This window comes from Streptomyces regalis (assembly GCF_001509475.1).
Classification (GTDB): domain Bacteria; phylum Actinomycetota; class Actinomycetes; order Streptomycetales; family Streptomycetaceae; genus Streptomyces; species Streptomyces regalis.
On the sequence record NZ_LLZG01000010.1, the window covers coordinates 1 to 19,627 of the forward strand.

The 19,627-nt window shown below is 71.6% G+C and carries 17 protein-coding genes and 1 tRNA gene; 11 read left to right on the forward strand and 7 right to left on the reverse strand.

What is annotated here, in order from left to right; genetic code table 11:
- Nucleotides 1-112: 112 nt before the first annotated feature.
- Nucleotides 113-2,170, reverse strand: coding sequence for an MDR family MFS transporter (locus ADL12_RS03100; protein ID WP_062698188.1), 2,058 nt, complete (start codon nt 2,168-2,170; stop codon nt 113-115).
- A gap of 159 nt (nt 2,171-2,329) precedes the next feature.
- On the opposite strand from ADL12_RS03100, the gene ADL12_RS03105 reads away from it, so the two are divergent.
- The gene (locus ADL12_RS03105; protein ID WP_244187749.1) at nt 2,330-3,400 is read left to right on the forward strand and encodes a peptidoglycan-binding domain-containing protein; all 1,071 of its coding nucleotides are present in this window, start codon (nt 2,330-2,332) and stop codon (nt 3,398-3,400) included.
- A 267-nt stretch (nt 3,401-3,667) separates the two neighbouring features.
- Here the strand turns inward: ADL12_RS03105 and ADL12_RS03110 are convergent, their stop codons facing one another.
- Both ADL12_RS03110 and ADL12_RS03115 read right to left on the reverse strand, forming a co-directional pair.
- The gene (locus ADL12_RS03110; RefSeq protein ID WP_062698192.1) at nt 3,668-4,345 is read right to left on the reverse strand and encodes an HAD family hydrolase; all 678 of its coding nucleotides are present in this window, start codon (nt 4,343-4,345) and stop codon (nt 3,668-3,670) included.
- 192 nt (nt 4,346-4,537) lie between these two features.
- Nucleotides 4,538-5,119, reverse strand: coding sequence for a TMEM165/GDT1 family protein (locus tag ADL12_RS03115; RefSeq protein ID WP_062698193.1), 582 nt, complete (start codon nt 5,117-5,119; stop codon nt 4,538-4,540).
- A gap of 378 nt (nt 5,120-5,497) precedes the next feature.
- On the opposite strand from ADL12_RS03115, the gene ADL12_RS03120 reads away from it, so the two are divergent.
- From ADL12_RS03120 to ADL12_RS03140, 5 genes are all read left to right on the forward strand, one after another.
- Nucleotides 5,498-6,142, forward strand: a complete 645-nt coding sequence (locus ADL12_RS03120; protein WP_062698195.1) for an HNH endonuclease family protein — start codon at nt 5,498-5,500, stop codon at nt 6,140-6,142.
- Between the two features lie 111 nt (nt 6,143-6,253).
- A complete protein-coding gene (locus ADL12_RS03125; RefSeq protein WP_062698197.1) occupies nt 6,254-7,894 on the forward strand; it encodes an alkaline phosphatase D family protein in 1,641 nt (546 codons plus the stop codon).
- Between the two features lie 179 nt (nt 7,895-8,073).
- On the forward strand, nt 8,074-9,990 hold the full coding sequence (locus tag ADL12_RS03130) for an FAD/NAD(P)-binding protein (protein ID WP_062698199.1): 1,917 nt from the start codon (nt 8,074-8,076) through the stop codon (nt 9,988-9,990).
- 90 nt (nt 9,991-10,080) lie between these two features.
- On the forward strand, nt 10,081-10,518 hold the full coding sequence (locus ADL12_RS03135) for a DoxX family protein (RefSeq protein WP_062698202.1): 438 nt from the start codon (nt 10,081-10,083) through the stop codon (nt 10,516-10,518).
- A 285-nt stretch (nt 10,519-10,803) separates the two neighbouring features.
- Nucleotides 10,804-11,424, forward strand: a complete 621-nt coding sequence (locus ADL12_RS03140; protein ID WP_062698204.1) for a DedA family protein — start codon at nt 10,804-10,806, stop codon at nt 11,422-11,424.
- Between the two features lie 108 nt (nt 11,425-11,532).
- Here the strand turns inward: ADL12_RS03140 and ADL12_RS03145 are convergent, their stop codons facing one another.
- Complete coding sequence (locus ADL12_RS03145; RefSeq protein ID WP_062698206.1) at nt 11,533-11,766, reverse strand: DUF2277 domain-containing protein; 234 nt, start codon at nt 11,764-11,766, stop codon at nt 11,533-11,535.
- 89 nt (nt 11,767-11,855) lie between these two features.
- On the opposite strand from ADL12_RS03145, the gene ADL12_RS03150 reads away from it, so the two are divergent.
- Both ADL12_RS03150 and ADL12_RS03155 read left to right on the forward strand, forming a co-directional pair.
- Nucleotides 11,856-12,761, forward strand: coding sequence for a ketopantoate reductase family protein (locus tag ADL12_RS03150; protein ID WP_062698208.1), 906 nt, complete (start codon nt 11,856-11,858; stop codon nt 12,759-12,761).
- Between the two features lie 82 nt (nt 12,762-12,843).
- Nucleotides 12,844-13,188 carry a hypothetical protein gene (locus ADL12_RS03155; RefSeq protein ID WP_062698211.1) on the forward strand — a complete coding sequence of 115 codons (345 nt, stop codon included), beginning with the start codon at nt 12,844-12,846 and terminating at the stop codon, nt 13,186-13,188.
- 45 nt (nt 13,189-13,233) lie between these two features.
- On the opposite strand, the gene ADL12_RS03160 is transcribed toward ADL12_RS03155, so the two are convergent.
- Nucleotides 13,234-13,305 (reverse strand) — tRNA-Val (locus ADL12_RS03160).
- A gap of 219 nt (nt 13,306-13,524) precedes the next feature.
- Here ADL12_RS03160 and ADL12_RS03165 point away from each other — a divergent pair.
- The 3 genes from ADL12_RS03165 to ADL12_RS49560 all read left to right on the forward strand — a co-directional run bounded on the left by ADL12_RS03165 (nt 13,525) and on the right by ADL12_RS49560 (nt 16,063).
- Entirely contained in the window at nt 13,525-14,322 is a 798-nt protein-coding gene (locus ADL12_RS03165; protein WP_062698213.1) for a DUF4097 family beta strand repeat-containing protein, read from the forward strand.
- Between the two features lie 73 nt (nt 14,323-14,395).
- Complete coding sequence (locus ADL12_RS03170; RefSeq protein ID WP_062698215.1) at nt 14,396-15,826, forward strand: coiled-coil domain-containing protein; 1,431 nt, start codon at nt 14,396-14,398, stop codon at nt 15,824-15,826.
- An 18-nt stretch (nt 15,827-15,844) separates the two neighbouring features.
- Entirely contained in the window at nt 15,845-16,063 is a 219-nt protein-coding gene (locus tag ADL12_RS49560; protein ID WP_079051810.1) for an FmdB family zinc ribbon protein, read from the forward strand.
- A gap of 78 nt (nt 16,064-16,141) precedes the next feature.
- Here ADL12_RS49560 and ADL12_RS03175 read toward each other — a convergent pair whose 3' ends face one another.
- Both ADL12_RS03175 and ADL12_RS03180 read right to left on the reverse strand, forming a co-directional pair.
- Nucleotides 16,142-16,957, reverse strand: coding sequence for an HAD family hydrolase (locus ADL12_RS03175; protein ID WP_062698217.1), 816 nt, complete (start codon nt 16,955-16,957; stop codon nt 16,142-16,144).
- Entirely contained in the window at nt 16,957-19,608 is a 2,652-nt protein-coding gene (locus ADL12_RS03180; protein WP_062698218.1) for a phosphoribosyltransferase, read from the reverse strand. The genes ADL12_RS03175 and ADL12_RS03180 overlap by 1 nt, the downstream gene beginning before the upstream one ends.
- Between the last annotated feature and the right edge of the window lie 19 nt (nt 19,609-19,627).

Consider the following 19,627-nt stretch of genomic DNA (forward strand, 5'->3'; position numbering starts at 1 on the left):
CCGGCGCGGCCCCGACCCACCCACCGCCCGCAGGCGCTACGCGCACCCCCACGCAGCGACACAGGCCGCCGCAGGCATCCGACGCGCACCCCCACGCACCCGCACACTCCGCTCAACCGCCGGAGGCCCCCGGCTGCTCCCGATCCGACCCGCACAACTCCTCGTTCAGCTCCTTCACCAACTGCACCAGATCGGTAGGCCGATCCGGCCCCCACCAGTCCCCCAGCAACTCGGCGAACGACTCCTCCCGCACCCGAGCCAACCGCTCGGCGACCTCCCGCCCCCGGTCGGTCAGCACGAGATCAAGCCCCTCCCGGACAGCCAACCGCCGCTCCTCCACCTGCCGAGCCGCGTCCAGAATCACCGGCAGCGGCACAGCACTGCGCTCGGCGAGCAGCGCCGGCTCCACCCAGCCGTACTTCTTGATCCGCAGCAGCAGCCAACTGGCCGCCGGCAACAGGTCGTACCCGGCCCGCTCGGTGATCTTCCGGTACACCTCGCGCCGCCCTTCCCGCGTACCGAGCACGGACAACGCCCGGCACACCTCGTCGTACGACGACCGCTCGACGGGGTTGCTGGCCAGCGTCTCGGTCACGTCGGGGGCGGTCACGGACCCCCGCAGCTTGTCCTCACGCAGGTACCAGGCCAGCACGAACCCCACCAGCGCCACAGGAGCGGCGTACAGGAACACGTCGGTGATCGAGATCGCGTACGCCTCCAGCGCGGCCGGCCGCAGTGCAGCGGGCAGCCGGGCGATGTCACGCGGATCCGCCTCAAGCCCTTCCAGCGAGACACCGGGCGGAAGCCGAGCCCCCCGAAACGCCTCCACCAGCTGGTCATCGAGCCGATTGGCGAAGAGCGTGCCGAAGATGGCGACGCCGAACGAGGCCCCGATGGACCGGAAGAACGTCGCCCCGGAGGTGGCGACGCCGAGATCCTCGTACGAGACGGCGTTCTGCACGATCAGCACCAGCACCTGCATGACCAGCCCGAGCCCCAGCCCGAAGACGAAGAAGTAGACGCTCATCTCCCAGGTGGAGCTGTCCATGTCGAGCCGATGGAGCAGCAGCAGACCGAGCGTCGTGACCCCGGTCCCCGCGATCGGGAACACCTTCCAGCGCCCGGTACGGCTGACGATCTGCCCGGACCCGGTGGACGACAGCAGCATGCCGACGACCATCGGCAGCATGTGCACACCGGACATGGTCGGGCTGACTCCCTGCACGACCTGGAGGAACGTCGGCAGATAGGTCATCGCGCCGAACATGGCGAACCCGACGATGAAGCTGATGACCGCGGACAGCGTGAAGGTCCGCACACGGAACAGCTTCAGCGGCAGAACAGGTTCCGCGGCCCTGCGCTCCACGGCGACGAAGGCGACGGCGAGCACCGCCCCGAGGACGACGAGCCCGACGGTCTGTGCCGACCCCCAGCCCCACGTCGTCCCCCCGAGGGACGCCACCAGCACCAGACAGGTGGCGACGGAGGCGATGAGGAACGTACCGAGATAGTCGATGACATGCCGCGTCGACTTGCGCGGAATGCGCAGGACGGTGGCGATGACGGCCAGGGCGACGATGCCGACGGGGAGATTGACATAGAACACCCACCGCCAGCTCAGATGCTCGGTGAACACCCCGCCCAGCAACGGCCCCAGCACACTGCTCGCCCCGAACACAGCACCGAACAGCCCTTGATACCGCCCACGTTCACGAGGCGGGACGATGTCTCCGACGATCGCCATGGACAGCACGATGAGCCCGCCCCCGCCGAGCCCCTGAACGGCCCGGAAGGCGATGAGCTGAGCCATGTTCTGCGCCGTGCCGCACAGCGCGGAACCGACGAGAAAGATCACGATCGCGATCTGGAAGAGCCGCTTGCGCCCGTATTGGTCACCGAGCTTGCCCCACAGCGGAGTCGCGGCGGTGGACGCCAGCAGATACGCGGTCACGACCCACGACAGGTGATCCAAGCCGCCGAGGTCGCTGACGATGGTCGGCAGCGCGGTCGACACGATGGTCTGGTCGAGGGCGGCGAGCAGCATGCCGAGAAGGAGCGCGCCGATGGAGACGAGGACGTTGCCAGGCACGTTCTCGTGCGCCTCGACTCCCCGCTTGGGGGGCTGCGCGTCACGCACATTTCCCGTCATACCGTGCGCGTCCCCGGCCATGAAGACCTCCCGAGCGAGTCGTTACCCCTCCCATCGTGATCGCTGTGCCCCGTTATGGCCTGTCGAGTCCGTTTGGAATCGGTCCTTCCGGGGGTTGGGGAGGCGGCGTGATGAACGTCTGCATAATCTGGGGATTTCGCGAGGGGAGGGGAAGAGCGCGTGACAGAGCCGAGGGGAACCGAGGGAGCGAGGGGCCCGCAGGACCGGGACAGCCCGGACAGCCCGGACAGCCCTGTCAGCCCGGCCAGCCATCTTTGCCCGGAGTGCGGTGCGCCGAGAGCGGCCGACAACACCCCGTCGTGCGGCTGCGGGCAGCGCGTGTCCGAGGCCCTGCGCGATGCCCGTACGGCGGAGGCGGCCGCGGCGGAGGACTTCGACCCCCTGCGGATACGCCCGTACGTGGAGCTGGAGGCCGACGGCGAAACGATGCCGCTGCGGGCGATACCGCCGACCGCCGTCGAACCGACCTCGACGCTCCCCACCCCTCTGTCCCCCCAGCCGACACCACCGAGCGCCCGGGACCTGAGCCTGTTCGAGCGGGACAGGGCCGTGGACGGCAAGGGCAAGGGCAAGGGCAAGGGCAAGGGCAAGGGCGCCAGGAGCAACGCTCGGGGCGAGCGGGCCGGACACCGCCGCACACGTACGGTCCTGCTCGGCGTCGGCGGAGGGATCGTGGCCGTAGTGGCGGCGGCCGGCTTGGCGAGCGGCCTGTTCACCTACGAGACGCCGTCGCGGGACACGGCACTGCCGGACGACGTACGGGCAAGCGTCCCGGTCCCGTCGACCAGCGAGGCATCCGAGGAGCCGTCGCCGACCGGGACGCCGACGCAGCCGGCACCGCCGCCCGCGCCGCCGTCACCCACCAAGAGCGCGTCTCCCTCGCCGTCTCCGTCGAAGTCGAGCGCATCTCCGACGCCCTCACGCTCGCCAGAACCCACGGCACCCCCCTCGACAGCCGAAGCCACGGACGCCCAGGCAGCGTCCGCCGCCCCCCGAGAGCCCGAACCACCCACCCTCAGCCGCGGCGACCGGGGCCCCGAGGTCAGGGAACTCGAACTCCGCCTGACCCAGCTCGGCCTCTACACGAGGAAGGCCGACGGCAACTACAACGAGGGCGTCGAGGACGCGGTCAGCAGGTACCAGTGGGCGCGGGGAGTGCAGCCGGAGGCGTACGGGGTGTACGACCTGGCGACGCGGGAGAAGCTGGAGTCGGAGACGACAGAACCGTGACGCTGCGCTGCGCTGCGAGAGCCGTGCGCCCAAGAGCTCGGGGCTCGGGGTTCGGGGTTCGATGGCGGGTGCGGGTCGTGTTCGGTTGCTCGCGCAGTTCCCCGCGCCCCTAGGTTGGCTGCGCCGCTGCCGACCCAGGGGCGCGGGGCTGCATCGATATGCGGCTCCGCCGCGCGGGCGCGACCAGCCACATGCAACCCGCACCCGCCATCGAACCCCGAGCCCCGATCTCTCCGGCGAACCACCACAACCCCGACACCCGGGGCACTAGGCGACGTACAGCCGGATCTCCCCACCCGCCGCAGCCTCGACCCGCACCTGCCGCAAGTCGGCCACCACCACATCCGGCCCATGAGACCCGGCCCGCGGCCCGACCCCCACAACCCGCATCCCCGCGGAGCGCCCCGCCTCGATCCCGGCAGCCGAATCCTCGAAGACGACGCAATCCGCCGGCGCGACCCCCAGCTCGGCAGCCCCCTTCAGGAACCCCTCCGGGTCGGGCTTGCTCGCGCCCACCGCCTCCGCGGTCACCCGCACCTCCGGCAGCTCCAGCCCGGCCGCAGCCATCCGCGCCGTGGACAGCGGGACATCGGCAGACGTCACCAGCGCATGCGGCAGCCCCCGCAGCGAGGCCAGAAACTCCGGCGCCCCCGGAATCGGCACCACGCCCTCCACATCCGCCGTCTCCTCGGCGAGCATGCGCGCGTTGTCGGCGTGGTTCTGCTCCATCGGCCGGTCGGGCAGCAAGAGCGCCATCGAGGCGTACCCCTGCCGTCCGTGCACGACCTTCATCACCTCGTCCCCCTCCAGCCCGTGCCGCTCGGCCCAGCGACGCCAGATCCGTTCCACGACGGCGTCGGAGTTGACGAGGGTGCCGTCCATGTCGAGCAGGAGGGCACGGGCGGTGAGCACAGTGGGCGTGGCGGGCACGGTGGTGGCCGGCATCGGCAGCTCCAAGGCGAGGGGCGCGGGGGTACACGGGTGGCCCCCGGAGGGACAAGGTGGCCCCGCCCGCCGGTCAGGGAAAACGGGCGGGGACCACTTTGTTCCCCCACGGTACAAAACCGAGCCCAGATGCGCCACCACCTCCAGGAACCGTTCACCGACAGTTAAGGTCGGCCCCGGCTCACCACAGCCTCACCCGGCGACCGCCTCCCACAGGCTCCACACCCCGAGCCCCAGCATCACCAGCGCCGCCACCTTGGTGATCAACCGCAACGGCACCCGCCGCATCAGCGCCTTCCCCCCGACGATCCCGATCCCGGCCACAGCCCACAGCGCCAGCACCGCACCGACCCCCACCGACAGCGGATCGTCGTACCGCGCCGCGAGATTCGCCGTCATGATCTGGGTCAGATCCCCGAACTCGGCGACGAGAATGAGCATGAATCCGGCCCCGGACACCTTCCAGAAGGACTGGTTCTCCGGCTTGCGGACCTCCTCCTCGTCCTCGTCCCCCTTCATGAGCAGCACCGCCGCGCCCCCCAGGAAGAGCACACCGGTGAGCGCCTGCACGATCTGCTGCGGCAACAGCGTCAGCACGCTGCCGGCCGCCACGGCCAGCGCGACATGCAGCGCGAACGCGGCGGCGACGCCGGCGAAGACGTAGGAGGCGCGATAGCGCGTACCGAGGACGAGCCCGGCGAGCGCGGTCTTGTCGGGCAGTTCGGCGAGGAAGACGACGCCGAAGACGACGGCCGTCACGGTGAAGCTGATCAAGGTCCCTCAATCGGTCGGGGCTGCCCCACCGAGAGTGCTGTGAATCCCGCAAAGACACCTCGGCACGGCAGCACACTGTCAGTGCACTGCTTGCCGAAGGTCTCGCTGGCCGACCCCTCCATCGAGGTCTGCCTCCGGGCGCCGGCTCAGACGAGCTGAGCAGTATGTCGACGGTCCGGCGAAGAGCTACTCCCCTTCTGCGCCGCCCATCGTACGGGACGCCTTCTACGGATTCACAGGCAGATCGTTCCGCCCTCAACCTTGTCACGTCATGTACGCGTCATTAGTTTCTTACCGGACGCACACCTCCCCGCAACACGGCGTCGCGAGCATTCCTTCGCTCGCACGCCAACACCCCCACCTCCCAAGGGAGTTTGCATGTCGAAGTTCTACGCGCGTCGACGGGTCGGCATACTCGCGGCCCTCAGCGGCCTCATAGCCTCCGTCGCACTGTTCAACGCCCCGACCGCCTCCGCCGCGCTGCCCACGCCCGTCAGCGGCGCCACCGCCCGCAGCTACCTGGCCACGCTCACCGTGGCCACCGAGGACCGCACCGGCTACAGCCGCGACCTCTTCCCGCACTGGATCACCCAGTCCGGCACGTGCAACACCCGCGAGGTCGTCCTCAAGCGCGACGGCACGAACGTCGTCCAGGACTCCTCCTGCGCCGCCACCAGCGGCAGCTGGTTCTCCCCGTACGACGGCGCCACCTGGACCGCCGCCTCCGACGTCGACATCGACCACCTCATCCCGCTGGCCGAGGCCTGGGACTCCGGCGCGGACAGCTGGACCACCTCCCGGCGCCAGGCCTTCGCCAACGACCTCACCCGCCCGCAGCTGATCGCCGTCACCGACAACGTCAACCAGGCCAAGGGCGACCAGGACCCGGCCACCTGGATGCCGTCGGTCAGCTCGTACCGCTGCACCTACGTACGCGCCTGGGTCCAGGTGAAGTACTACTACGACCTCTCGGTCGACTCGGCGGAGAAGTCGGCCCTCACGAACTACCTCGCGAACTGCTGACGCAGCTGCCGACCGAGCCACTGACCGAGTTCGGCAAACCGTGATCTGCGGAACCTCGCCGCTCACCTCCGTCGTTCCGTACCGTACGGGGCGACGGAGGAGGGTGTTCACGTGGCCGAACTGCGCCTGGGACCACTGCTGAGGTACGCCGACGGCTCGTCCGCGACCGTCTGGGTCGAGGCGAGCCGTCCGTGCGCCGCCGAGGTGCGCGGCGCGGAGGGCGCCCACGGCACCTCCCGCACGTTCCAGATCGCGGGCCACCACTACGCCCTGATCCCGGTGACCGGCCTGACTGCGGGGTCCTCACAGTCGTACGAGGTCCTCCTCGACGGCACGCGCGTGTGGCCGCTGCCCGACTCCCCGTTCCCGGACTCCGTCATCCGCACCCCTGCCGAGGGCGACCCCGTCCGTCTCGCCTTCGGCTCCTGCCGCTGGGCCGCGCCGCCGGCCGGCGAGAAGGACCCGGTCGGACCGGACGCCCTGGACACACTGGCGGCCCGGATCGCGGCCGACCCCGACGGGGAACGGCCGGATGTGCTGGTGCTGCTGGGCGACCAGGTGTACGCCGACGAGACCTCCAAGGCGACCCGGCGCTGGCTGGCCGCCCGGCGCGATCTGAGCGACCCGCCGGGCGACGAGGTCGCGGACTACGAGGAGTACACCCACCTCTACTACGAGTCCTGGCTCGACCCCGAGGTGCGCTGGCTGCTGTCCACCGTGCCCAGCTGCATGATCTTCGACGACCACGACGTCATCGACGACTGGAACACCTCCGCCGCCTGGCTCGCCGACATGCGGGCCACCCCGTGGTGGCGGGAGCGGCTGCTGAGCGGGCTGATGTCGTACTGGGTGCACCAGCACCTCGGAAACCTGTCGCCGGACGAGCTGGCCGCCGACCCGCTCTTCGCCGCCGTACGCGAAACCCCCGACGGCACCGACCTGTTGCGCTCCTTCGCCTGCAAGGCGGATGCCGAACCGGCCTCGGTCCGCTGGAGCTACCGGCGCGACTTCGGCCGCGTACGGCTGCTGATGGTGGACACGCGGGCGGCCCGGGTGCTCGACGAGGACGCGCGCGCCATGCTCAACCCGGGCGAGGCGCGGTGGCTGCGCGAGCAGGCGCTTCAGGGGCGGGGGTCGTACGACCATCTCCTCATCGGTACGTCCCTGCCGTGGCTGCTGCCGCACCTGGTGCACGACGCCGAGGCCTGGAACGCGGCCCTGTGCCGGGGCGAGCGCGGGGAGCGCTGGGCGCGGTTCGGGGAGGATCTGCGGCGGCGGGCCGATCTGGAGCACTGGGCGGCGTTCCCGTCGTCCTTCGACGCGCTGGCGGAGCTGATCGCCGAGGCCGGGTCAGGGGCTCAGGCTCCGGCGACGGTGTGTGTGCTGTCGGGGGACGTGCATCACGCGTACGTGGCCGAGCCGGCCTGGCCGGCGGGGAAGGGGCCCGACGCCCGTGTCCTCCAGCTGACCTGCTCGCCTGTCCACAACGCCATTCACCTGGCGATCCGGCTCGGCTTCCGCTTCGGCTGGAGCGGGGCGGCCCGGGTGCTCGGCCGGTGGTTCGCGGGGCACGGGGGTTGTCCACGGCCGTCGATCGACTGGCGCAGGACGGGCGGGCCCTGGTTCGGCAACCAGCTCATGACACTGACGCTGCGGGGGCGTTCGGCGCGACTGCGGCTGGAGCAGGCGCGGGCGGGGCGGGGTGCGGGGGCGCGGTTGCGGACGGTGGTGGAGTCCGAACTCGCCCCGTAATCGGGCTGTTCCGCCTGCTTGTCACCGCTGTGTCGGCTGATGCTCGTGATGCATCCCACACTCGCTCACCCCGGGGCTCGGTTCGCCCCGCTCCCGACGGCATGATGAGCCGGACCGTCCGCTTCCATCCGACCGGCGGATCGCTCCACTGCGCCCCCCCACGCCCGGGAGTCACCCTTTTGTCTGCACCGACCTCCGTACCGACCCCGGAGTCCCCCACGGTCTCCGTCGCCCTGGTCGGCGCCGGCCCCCGCGGCACCAGCGTCCTGGAACGCCTCTGCGCCTCGGCTCCCGAACTCCTCCCGCCCGGGGTGCGCCTCACGGTCCATGTGATCGACCCGGCGCCACCCGGCCCCGGGCGCGTGTGGCGGACCGCGCAGTCGCCCGAGCTGCTGATGAACACGGTGTCCTCGCAGGTCACGCTGTTCACCGACGACAGCGTGGACTGCTCGGGCCCGATCCGGCCCGGCCCCAGCCTCCACGACTGGGCGGCCGGCGCACTGGGCCCGGACGAGTACCCGACCCGTGCGCACTACGGCCGGTACCTGGAGTGGGTGTTCGCGAAGGTCGTGCGCGAGGCGCCCCCGGCGATCCACGTCGAGACGCACACGGCCCGCGCGGTACGCCTCGACGACGCACCCGACGGCCGCCAGGTCCTCACCCTCGACGACGGCAGCACCCTGCCCGGCCTGTCCGCCGTGGTCCTGGCCCAGGGACATCTGCCGACGGCCGCCGACGCGACCCAGCGCCACCTCGCCGCGTACGCCGAACGCCACGGTCTGCGCTACGTGGCACCCGCGAACCCGGCCGACGTCGACCTCTGCGCCGTATCCCCCGGCGAACCGGTGCTGTTGCGGGGCCTGGGCCTCAACTTCTTCGACCATATGGCCCTGTTGACCACGGGCCGCGGCGGCCGCTTCGTGCGCGCCGGGGACGACCGGGTCCTGCGCTACGTCCCCTCCGGCAACGAGCCGCGCCTGTACGCCGGTTCGCGCCGCGGCGTCCCGTACCAGGCGCGCGGCGACAACGCCAAGGGGCCGTACGGCCGCCACCTCCCCCTCATCCTGACGCCCGAGGTGATCGCCTGCTTCCGCAAGCGCGCGGACTCGGGCGAGGCGCCGGACTTCCTCGCGGAGATATGGCCGTTGGTGGCGAAGGAGGTGGAGACGGTGTACTACACGGCGCTGATACCGGGGACCCGGCGGCCGGAGTTCGCCGAGCTCTTCCTCGCCGTCCCCCACCGGGACCCCCAAGAGGCGCGGCTGCTCGACGAGTTCGGCGTCCCGGAGCGCGAGCGCTGGAGCTGGGACCGGGTCTCCCGCCCGTACACGGGACACGACGTCGCGGATCCCGGGCGGTGGCGCGCGTGGCTGCTGGCGTATCTGCGCGAGGACGCCGCGCAGGCCGCCCGGGGCAACGTGCAGGGCCCGCTGAAGTCGGCCCTCGACGTGCTGCGCGACCTGCGCAACGAGCTGCGGCTGATCGTCGACCACGGAGGGCTCGCGGGCGCGTCCCGCCGGGACCACCTGGACCGCTGGTACACCCCGCTCAACGCCTTCCTGTCCATCGGCCCGCCCCGGCGGCGCGTGGAGGAACTGACGGCCCTGATGGAGGCGGGCGTGGTGGAGGTGCTCGGGCCCCGGCTGGAGGTGCGGGAGGAGGACGGGGCCTGGGTGGCGCACTCGCCCGAGGTGCCGGGCTCGGCGGTCCGGGCGACGACCCTCGTCGAGGCCCGCCTGCCGGAACCCGACCTGCGCCGCACCGCCGACGACCTGCTGGCCCGGCTGCTGAAGACCGGACAGTGCCGGCCGCACACCGTCGACGGTTACGAAACCGGGGGGTTGGACGTGACGCAGCGGCCGTACAACCTGATCGACCGTCAGGGACGGGCGCACACAAGGCGGTTCGCGTTCGGGGTGCCCACGGAAGGTGTGCACTGGGTGACGGCGGCGGGGGCGCGGCCGGGTGTGGATTCGGTCACTCTTTCGGACGCGGATGCGGTGGCAAGAGCGGCGCTACGTGCGGTTACCTCCGGGACGGAAGGGGATTCCGGGGCAAAGTGTTGGCCGAATGTTGAACTTGCAAGTATTGATTAGGGCTACCTACCGTGGGGCTACCGATCAGTATCCGTCCCCACGCCGTTCCTCACAGGGACCGGTTGACATCAGACCGAGGGAGTCCCCCACATGACCGGACGCCTCAACAGCGCCCAGCCTTATGCCATCGGCCTGTTCCGCATAGTCGTCGGCCTGCTCTTCGCCTGCCACGGCGCCAACTCGCTCTTCGGCACCTTCGGGGGCCAGACCCTGCAAGCCGGCACCTGGCCCAACTGGTACTCCGCCGTGATCGAACTCGTCGGCGGCAGCCTGGTCCTGCTCGGCCTGGGCACCCGCGCCGCGGCGTTCGTCTCCTCCGGCGCCATGGCCTACGCGTACTTCAAGGTCCACCAGCCCCAGGCGCTGTGGCCCATCGAGAACAGCGGCGAAGGCGCCGCCATGTACTGCTGGTCCATGTTCCTGCTGATCTTCACCGGCTCCGGCGCGTTCGGCCTGGACCGGCTGGTCGCCAAGCGCTCCGGAGCACAGAGCAGGACGGCGACCGACCAGACGCCGGTGGCGGCCTGACAACTCGGGCCCAGGCCCCCGCCCCGGCTGCCCGTGCGACGGCGCCCGTATCCGCGAGGCTCACGCGGTACGGGCGCCGCTTCTCCGGGCTCGCTTCTCTGCACTCGTTTCTCCGTACGTGTTCCCACGGCAGCGGAGTGAACATCCTGTGCCGAACACACGAGCCCCCGATGAATCTCCTGCCCCACCCCACGCGTACGCTGTATGGCTGTCATAGGCCGCCCCTGCCGCTCCCCCCACGACGTCGCGGCACGGTCTGGCCACGGGGGTAAACGGGGAGTTGCGGTGTTCGAGGGTCTCGGAGACGTGGGTTCGCTGACAGCGGGCCCATGGATCTACGTGGTGGTCGTGCTGTCGGTCCTGCTGGACGTGTTCGTCCCGGTCCTGCCCAGCGGCGTCCTGGTGATCACGGCGGCGACGGCGGCGGCCGCGGGCTCGGGCGCCGCGACCGGACAGGTCCCCGACGAGGTCCCGGACATCCTGGCCCTGACGCTCTGCGCCGCGACGGCCTCCGTCCTGGGCGACCTGGTCGCCTACCGTCTCGCCTGGCGCGGCGGCGCCCGACTGGACCGCGCGATCGCCCGCTCCCGGCGCCTGACCTCGGCGCAGGAACGTCTCGGCGCGGCCCTGGCCCGAGGCGGCGGCGCCCTGGTGGTCCTGGCCCGCTTCGCCCCCGCCGGCCGCTCGGTGGTCTCACTGAGCGCCGGCGCCACGCACCGCAGCCCTCGCGACTTCCTTCCCTGGTCCGCCCTGGCAGGCGTCACCTGGGCCACGTACAGCGTGGCCCTCGGCTATTTCGGCGCCCAGTGGCTGGGCGCGACATGGCTGGCGACGGGCGTGTCGGTGGCGGCACTGTTCGCGGCTGGGGCGGGGGCGACGTACGTGGTGCGCCGGAAGCCGGCGTAGCCGTGTGCGGGCGTAACCCGCACACGGCATAACCGAACGCAGGCATAACCGAACGCGGGCATAACCGCGCCCCGCCCCGGCAACGCGCCACCCAGGCCTCCGTTGTTGCTACCCGGCCTTGCGCGCCGGCGCGGCCCCCCGTACCTCCAGCCCGTCGAGCAGGTCGGCCGTGGCCTGCGCGATCACATCGACGGCGCGGTCGAAGACCTCCTGGTTGTGTGCGGCCGGAGCCCGGAACCCGGAGACCTTGCGCACGTACTGCAGGGCGGCGGCCCGGATCTCTTCCTCTGTCGCCTCTTCGGGCAACGCGGGCGGACGAAGCGTCTTGATGCTGCGGCACATGCCCCACAGTCTCCCTCGGGAAGGGGCCTGTCTGCCATGATCACGTCGAGGCGGCCACCACAGCGGGGCCGACCGACGAGAGGAATCGCATGACAGCGAACGACCGACTCACCGTGGCGGTACTGGGCCCGGGCGGCATAGGCGGCCTGCTCGCCGCGCTGCTGTCCAAGGCCGGCCACCGCGTGATCTGCCTGGCCGGCGACGAGACGGCGAGGACCCTGCGTACGACCGGAATCCAGGTCCGCAGCGGCCTGTTCGGGGACTTCACGGCCGACGTCGAGACGGACACCGAGCTCCGCGAACCGGTCGACGCCTGCCTGATCGCGGTCAAGGCCACCGCCCTCGACGCGGCCCTGACCCGCGTCCCGCCCACCGCGCTGGGCGACGCCCTGATCGTCCCCTTCCTCAACGGCGTGGAACACCCGCAGACCCTCCGCTCCCGCTACCGCCCCGACCGCGTCGCGCCGGCCGTCATCCGCGCCGAGTCGACTCGTGTCGCCCCGGGGCAGATCGAGCACGCCAGCCCCTTCGCCGAGATCGACCTCACCGGCGACCCGGTCCCCCGCGGCCACCTCGACACCCTCGCCCAGGCCCTCGACGCGGCCGGCCCCACCACCCGCGTCCTCGACGACGAGACGGCGACGCTCTGGGCGAAGATGTCCTTCCTGGCCCCGTTCGCCTTGCTGACCACCCACCACGCCCTCCCCCTGGGCGACGTACGCACCCGCCACCGCGAGGAGCTGACGTCCCTCGTCGAGGAAACGGCAGCCGTGAGCCGCGCCTGCGGCGGCCCCGCCGACCCGGCCCAGGCCCTCGCCCGCTACGACGCCTTCCCACCGAGCACGAAGTCGTCGATGCAACGCGACGCCGAGGCGGGCCGCCCCCTCGAACTGGACGCGATCGGCGGCGCGTTGCTGCGCGCGGCGGAGCGCCATGGGCTGTCAGCACCCGTAACGGCCCGCCTTGTACAAGAGTTGAGGACCGCCGCCCACTGAGCGGGGGCCGCCCACACACCCGTTCGCATGAACCACCCAAAGGAACTCGCAACCCAAAATCGAACAGGCGTAGCATTGGCCCGTGGCTACGCCCTATGACTTTCCGAGTGACCTCCTCGCCGGTCAGGAGGAGCTGCATCAGGTCCGGGCCGAGCTGTCGGCCCTGCTGAAGCGGCTTCCCTGGTCGGTCGTGCCCCTGGACGGATTCAATGACGACAACGGCTGGCGCAAGGTCGAGCGCCCCGCCTCCCCCGGCTGGACGGAGGACGAGCAGGCCGAGGTGGAGAAGCTGCGGCGCCGCGAGCACGAACTCGCCGTGTTCGTCAGCGGCCACCGCTTCTGGTCGGAACTCGCCGGGGCGGAACGGATGGACGCCCGCACGAAGCTGAAGCACGCCCACGAGACGCCGGCGGAGGAAGAGAACTGAAACGCAGAGGGCCCCGACCGTGAACGGCGGGGCCCTCTGCTGCTGTGGGCGCGGACGGTTTCGAACCGCCGACATCCTGCTTGTAAGGCAGGCGCTCTACCCCTGAGCTACGCACCCGAGAACGAGTCGACAGCCTACCTTGCCAGGGGCCATGTCCCGCAAACCCGTATCGCGGACTGTCCGGGAAGTCCGGGGACCCCCTGGGGATATCCCCACCCCGGATCCGGGAGTGACCCGGATCCCGCGGCGGGCCCGGGGTCCGTACGGTCGAAGCACCGTCGTAACCCCGGGCCGGCCGCAAAGGCGGGTCCAGGGAAGTCTCAGGGGGAGATCGTCATGGCCCGTACCGTTCCCGTTCCCGTCCGCGCCGCCCGCGCCGCCCGTGCCTACGCTGTCGCCGGGGCCGTCGTGGTGCTTCTTGCCGGGGTGACCGCGTGCGGGGCCTCCGCGGGGGATGACAAGGACCCCGAGCACCGGTCCTTCGCGCTGGAGGGAAGGACGCTGACCGTCGACTCCGACGACTCGGCGTTGGAGATCGTCGCCGCTGAAGGGAACAAGGCGGGCACGGTCGAGGTCACGCGGTGGTTCGAGGGGTCCGTCGCGGTCGGCTCGGACCCCAAGGTGACCTGGGCGATGGAGGACGACCGGCTGGTGCTGCGGGAGAAGTGCTCGGGCATGATCGCCAACTGCTCGACGAAGCACCGGATCGAAGTGCCGCGCGGGGTCACCGTGAAGGTCGAGGACGGGGACGGGAGTGTGCGGGCGCGCGGGTTCCGGGATGCGTTGAGCATTCGTACGGGGGACGGGTCCGTGCGGGTCACCGACTCCAGCGGTCCGCTGGACCTGAGGACCGGCGACGGCTCCATGCACGTCTCCGACGTCTCCTCGCGCCAGGTGAAGGCGCAGAGCGGTGACGGCTCGGTGCGGCTCGAACTCGGCACCGTACCGGACCTGGTGGAGACCCGAAGCGGCGACGGCTCGGTGACGATCGAGCTGCCTCGGGCGACGTACCGCGTGTCGACCGAGACCGGTGACGGCTCGGTGGATGTGTCCGTGCCCCGGGACGACGCCAGCTCCCATGTGGTCTCCGCCCGTACCGGCGACGGAAAAGTCACGGTGCGAACCGCGAACTAACCGGCCCGTGTGTTCGTCCTAAACCGGTGGGAGAATGAACCGGTCAGGGTGAATGACAGCACGGGAGAGGGATGTGACGGCGACACCTCCGCAGCCGAACTCGCCGTCAGTGCCGGGCGCGCAGGAACATCCCGCGCGTGACGTCTCGCAGCCCGTACGTCAGGTTCTGCGCGGCTCCCGCCACGCCCTGCGCGACACCCTCACCCTGGTCTCCGCCCTCCCCCTCGTGGCCGTCCTCGCCCTGCCCGCCGCCTTCGCCGGTGGTGGTACGCGGCGCTGGTTCGGTGGGCGGGCCGAGAGTCAGCGGGCCGAGGCGCAGGCCGCGAAGGATGCGGCGGCGGCCGCGTTCTACGAGCTGGACACCGCCCAGCGGGACCTGCGGATCTCGATCGAGACGATCACGGCCGTCGACGACTCCCCCGCCGCCCGCCGCGCGATCACCGACTTCGAGGCACTCGGGCGGCGTATCGACGAGGCCAGCCACCAGTACATCCAGGCCGTCGACGCCCACGACCTCGACCGCGACGACCTGGAGGCCTCGGCCGCCGCCCGCGCCCGTACGGAGCTGGCGAAGGCCAAGGACGAGCTGGGGCGGGTCAAGCAGGACCTGGACCGGTTCACGGATGGGCTCGGGCCGCTGCTCGGCAAGGCCGAGACCCAGCTGGCTCGTCTCGCCCCGGCCGTCGAGCGCGCCCGGCAGGGCCTGCTCGCCGCCTCGAACGCCCTGGATGCCGTACGGGGATCGGGGCTGAAGGCGGACAACCTCGCCACCCGGCTCGCGGCCCTCGCCCCGGAGCTGACCAAGCTGAACCAGGGCGCGGGGCAGCACGGCGTCCCGCAGACGCTGGAGCGTGCCGAGCGGGTCGCGCGGGAGGCGGAGGCCGTCCGGGTGGAGGCCGAGCGGCTGCCGGAGAAGGCCGCCGAGATCGATCACCGGCTCGTGTCGCTGCGGACGCGCGCACAGGCGCTCACCACCCGTGCCGGGCAGGTCGAGCCGGTGCTGAGCGAGTTGCGGCGGCGGTTCACGGCGGCCTGCTGGCAGGACCTGCAGAGCGTCCCGGACCGGGCCGGGGAGAACGTACGGCAGGCCGAGCTGAAGCTGAAGGAGGCGCAGGCCGCGCGCGACGAGCAGCGCTGGCCGGACGCCACCGCGCTGCTGTCCACGGTCCGGGCGCTGCTGAACAGCACCGACGAGTCGGTGTCCGCCGCCGGTGACCGGCTGCGCCGGCTGAACGCCGTGCAGAAGGACCCGCAGCAGGAGATCGACCGGACGCGGTTCGCGATCCGGGACGCCCAGCGGCTGGCCATGGCGGGCCGCAACACGCCCGATCCGCGGCACGCGCGCCCGCTGGACGACTCCGTCGCCCGGCTGGAGCGGGCGATCGGCACGCTGGAGGGGCGTCACCCGGACTACTGGCACTTCCTGACCGAGGCGGAGGGGGTGCGGCAGGCGGTGGCCGGGGTGGTCGCGCAGATCCGTGAGGAGCGCGGGGGCGGGCACTGACGGGGCTAACCTGTGCATATGCCTCGCTATGAGTACCGCTGCCGCAGCTGCGGCGACACGTTTGAACTCAGCCGGCCGATGGCGGAGTCGTCCGCGCCCGCCGCGTGCCCTGCGGGGCATGACGACACCGTGAAGCTTTTGTCGACGGTGGCCTTCGGCGGCACGGCCGGCGCCCCCGCAGCGCCCAAGGCGAGCGGCGGGGGCGGTGGGTGTTGCGGCGGGGGCTGTTGCGGTTAGTCGCCTACGGGGGTGCCGCACGATGCCGTCATGCGGGTGCAGCGTCGACGTGGCTTGTCGCGCAGTTCCCCGCGCCCCTTAGGGCGTTGTCGTGCGGGTTGCCTTCAAGAACTCCCGCAGGATTCGCTCACCCGCCAGCACACCTCTTTCGGGCAGCGCGCTGATCGCCGGAGCGGTCCACTCCGCGTCGGCCAGTTCACCGTGCCCCGGGCGCCAGCCCCGGTCCGCGGCCAGCAGCAGGTCGGCGTCCAGCAGGGAGTCTCCGGCGGCCAGTGTCAGATCCGCGCCGGTGCGCCGGGCCACCTCGTACATGGCGGCGCTCTTGGTGAGGGGCTTCGGGACGGCGTAGATCTTGCGGCCCTGCAAGGACACCGTCCATCCGCGGTTCTCCGCCCACACCGCGAGTTCCTTGACCCACTCCTCGGGCAGCAGCTCGCGCTCGACGACCAGGTAGGCGAAGAGGTCCTCGGCGATGCGGTGCTTGCGCACCCACGCCGGGGACGCCGTCGCCATGAGGTGGTCCTGGACCTCCGCGAGCGGCGCGCACTGCTCGGCGAGCCGGGCCGTGACCTGTGCGTGCCAGTCGGGGTCGGAGACGCCGTCGACCAGCAGATGGCCGCCGTTGGCGCAGATCGCGTACGTGGGTGCCGGGCCCGGCAGGTTGATGCGCTGGTACTGCTTGCGGGTCCGGGTCGTCGTCGGCACGAAGACCGCCGCGTCGCCGAGGTCGGTCAGCAGCTGGGCCGACGTCTCGGTCATGTACGACAGCGGCTTGCTCTCGTGCACCTCCACGCACAGCAGCCTGGGCGCCCGCGCGTCCGGCATGGTCAGTGCGAGGGCCGCGGCGGAGTAGATGAGCGTGCGGTCGAGGTCGCTTGCCACCAGAACCGGCATCAGACGTTCACCGCCTTGCCGTCGGCGCCCGTCGCGCCCCGCGTGAACTTGGGGTGGATCAACCCCACGCAGGTGTACGGCAGTTCGGCGACCTCTTCCACCGGGACCCCTCTCTGTTCGGCCAGCAGACGTACGTGGTCCAGGTCGGCGCCGGCTCCGGCCCGCGCCAGGATCTTCCAGGGCACGCGGCGCAGCAGCACCCGCGTGGTCTCGCCGACGCCCGGCTTGACGAGGTTCACGTCGTGGATGCCGTACTCCTCGCTGATGCGCTCGACGGCCGCCCAGCCCTCCCAGGTCGGCGCGCGGTCGCCGGAGAGCAGTTCCTTGGCCGTCGCGTCGACCGCGTCCACGACCTCCGGGAAGCGCGCGGACACGGCGTCCAGGAAGGCCACGGAGACGTCGGCGCCGGCGAGTTCGCGGTAGAACTTCGCGCCGTGGTAGTCGTGCGGGCCGACCAGGTCGGCGCGCAGGACGGTGCGCGAAATCAGGCCGGACACGGTCGAGTTGAGGCACGCGGACGGGATGAGGTAGTCGTCGCGGGTGCCGTACGTCCGCACGCACGAGCCCGGGTCGGCCAGTACGGCGATCTCCGGGTCGAAGCCGGTGATGCCGTCGGACTTCTCGAACTCCTCCAGGGCCACGGCGAGTTCGCGGGTGATGGCGCCCTTGCCGGTCCAGCCGTCGACGAAGACGACGTCCCGCGGGTCGTGGTGGGCGGCCAGCCAGCGCAGCGCGTTGGCGTCGATGCCGCGGCCGCGGACGATCGAGACGGCGTAGTGCGGCAGTTCGAGGCCGTGCCGGAACTGCGCCCAGCGGCGCATGAGTATGCCTACGGGGGTGCCGGCGCGGGCGAGCGAGACGAGCACCGGCCGCGGCGACCGCTCGGCGAGGACGATCTCGGTGACCGCGCCGGCCGCCTGCGCCAGCCGCGCCGCCGACTCCTCCAGCGCCGCGTGGAACAGCGCCTGGTACTGCTCGCTCGGCTGGTACTCCACCGGCAGCGACTCGGCGTAGTGCGCGCCGCCGCTCTGGATGGCCTCCTCCCGCTCCTCGGTCGGCGCCTCCAGCGTCACGTCCGAGAGGTCCTGCAGCAGCCAGCCGACCTCCTCGGGGGCGTACGAGGAGAAGGCGGGGCCGCGGAGGGGCTCGGGCAGCATCGGGTGCCTTTCGGGAATGGCCAGGGGGCCGGGGACGTACGACGGCACCACCGCGAGCAGGACGTGCGGGGTGTGGGCGGCGAGCTGCGCCAACAGTCCCTCGGGCGCGTGCAGTTCGGGGGTGTCGGCGGCCGAGTCGACGACGGCTATGACGGCGTCGAAGCCGGCGCCCGCGACGTTGTACGCGTAGCGCTCGCCGGGGCCGTCGTCCGGGTCGTCGTGGGCCGGGAAGACGAGGCGGGTGCGTATCGCATAGCCGGGGTCGTCGACGGCGAGGACGGGTGAGCGGGTGGTGGTGGAGTAGCGCACCTCGGCGTCGACGACCTGCTCCAGCTCACGGGCGAGCCTGAGCGGGGCGTACATCAGCTCTTCGAAGCCGAGGACGAGGACGCTCCGCGCGTCGGCCGGGAGTGCCTCTGCCAGGCGGGCGGTCATGGTGGGGAGGGCGTTTTCGAGGCGGGTGCGGTGCGCGGGGGTGAAGCCGTGACGGCCGCCGTCGGGGAGGCCGGGGGGCCAGTGCAGGTCTATGCGGGTGAGGTGGGGGTGGGTGCGGTTGTCGTCCGGGTGCGGGCCGGTGGGGGCTGGTCGCGCCCGCGCGGCGGTAGCCGCAGATTCAACACAGCCCCGCGCCCCTGGGGGGTTGCCCTCCCGGCCGACTTCGACGGCAACGCCGCTGCTTGGGGGCGCGGGGCTGTGTCGATATGCGGCTCCGCCGCGGGGCGCGACCAGCCCCAACGAAGCCGCAGACGACGAACCACCCTCCGAGGCACTCTCGGCCTCGTACCGCGCCACCAACTCCTGCCCCTTCTCCAGCACCCCCTCCGGCAACCGCACCGTCCCCGAAGCGGCGGCCACCAGATCCACCCGCGCGCCGATCTCCCGCGCGAACTCCTCCAGCCGCCCCGCATCAGCCGCCGACCGCATATCCACCAGCGCAACCACCACATACCGCCGCCGCGGATACCGCGAGTGAAGATCCCGAACGGTGTTCAACACCGTGTTCCCCGTCGAGAACTCGTCGTCGACCAGCACCAGCGGCCCGTCGCCGACCAGCAGCGCCGGGTCCTCCGGGAGCAGCAGATGGGACGTCGCGTGGGAGTGGGACTCCTCGAAGCCGCCCGCCCGGGCGACCCCGGCGACCGGGCGGCGGGTGGAGTGCAGATACGGCGCGAGGCCGATGCCGTCGGCGACGGAGTGGCCAAGCCCCGTCGCCGTCTCCGCGTAGCCGAGGACGACCGCCCTGGCGGCCTCGTCGGCGCCCAGAAGATCCCGCACCCGGCGGCCGAGGGCGAAGCCGGCGCCGTACACCACGGACGGTGACTGCGGTACGTGCTTGCCGAGCACGTGGGAGACCAGCAGATGCGCCCGCTTGGGGTTGCGGCGCAGGGCGAGCCCCAGCATCTGCGTGAGCTCGTCGTCGCCCACGAGCTGGACTCCGAGCCGCTCGGCGACCCAGCTCCCGGACCAGACCCCGTTGTTCACTGCGTTGTTCATGCGTCCCTTGGATATAGAA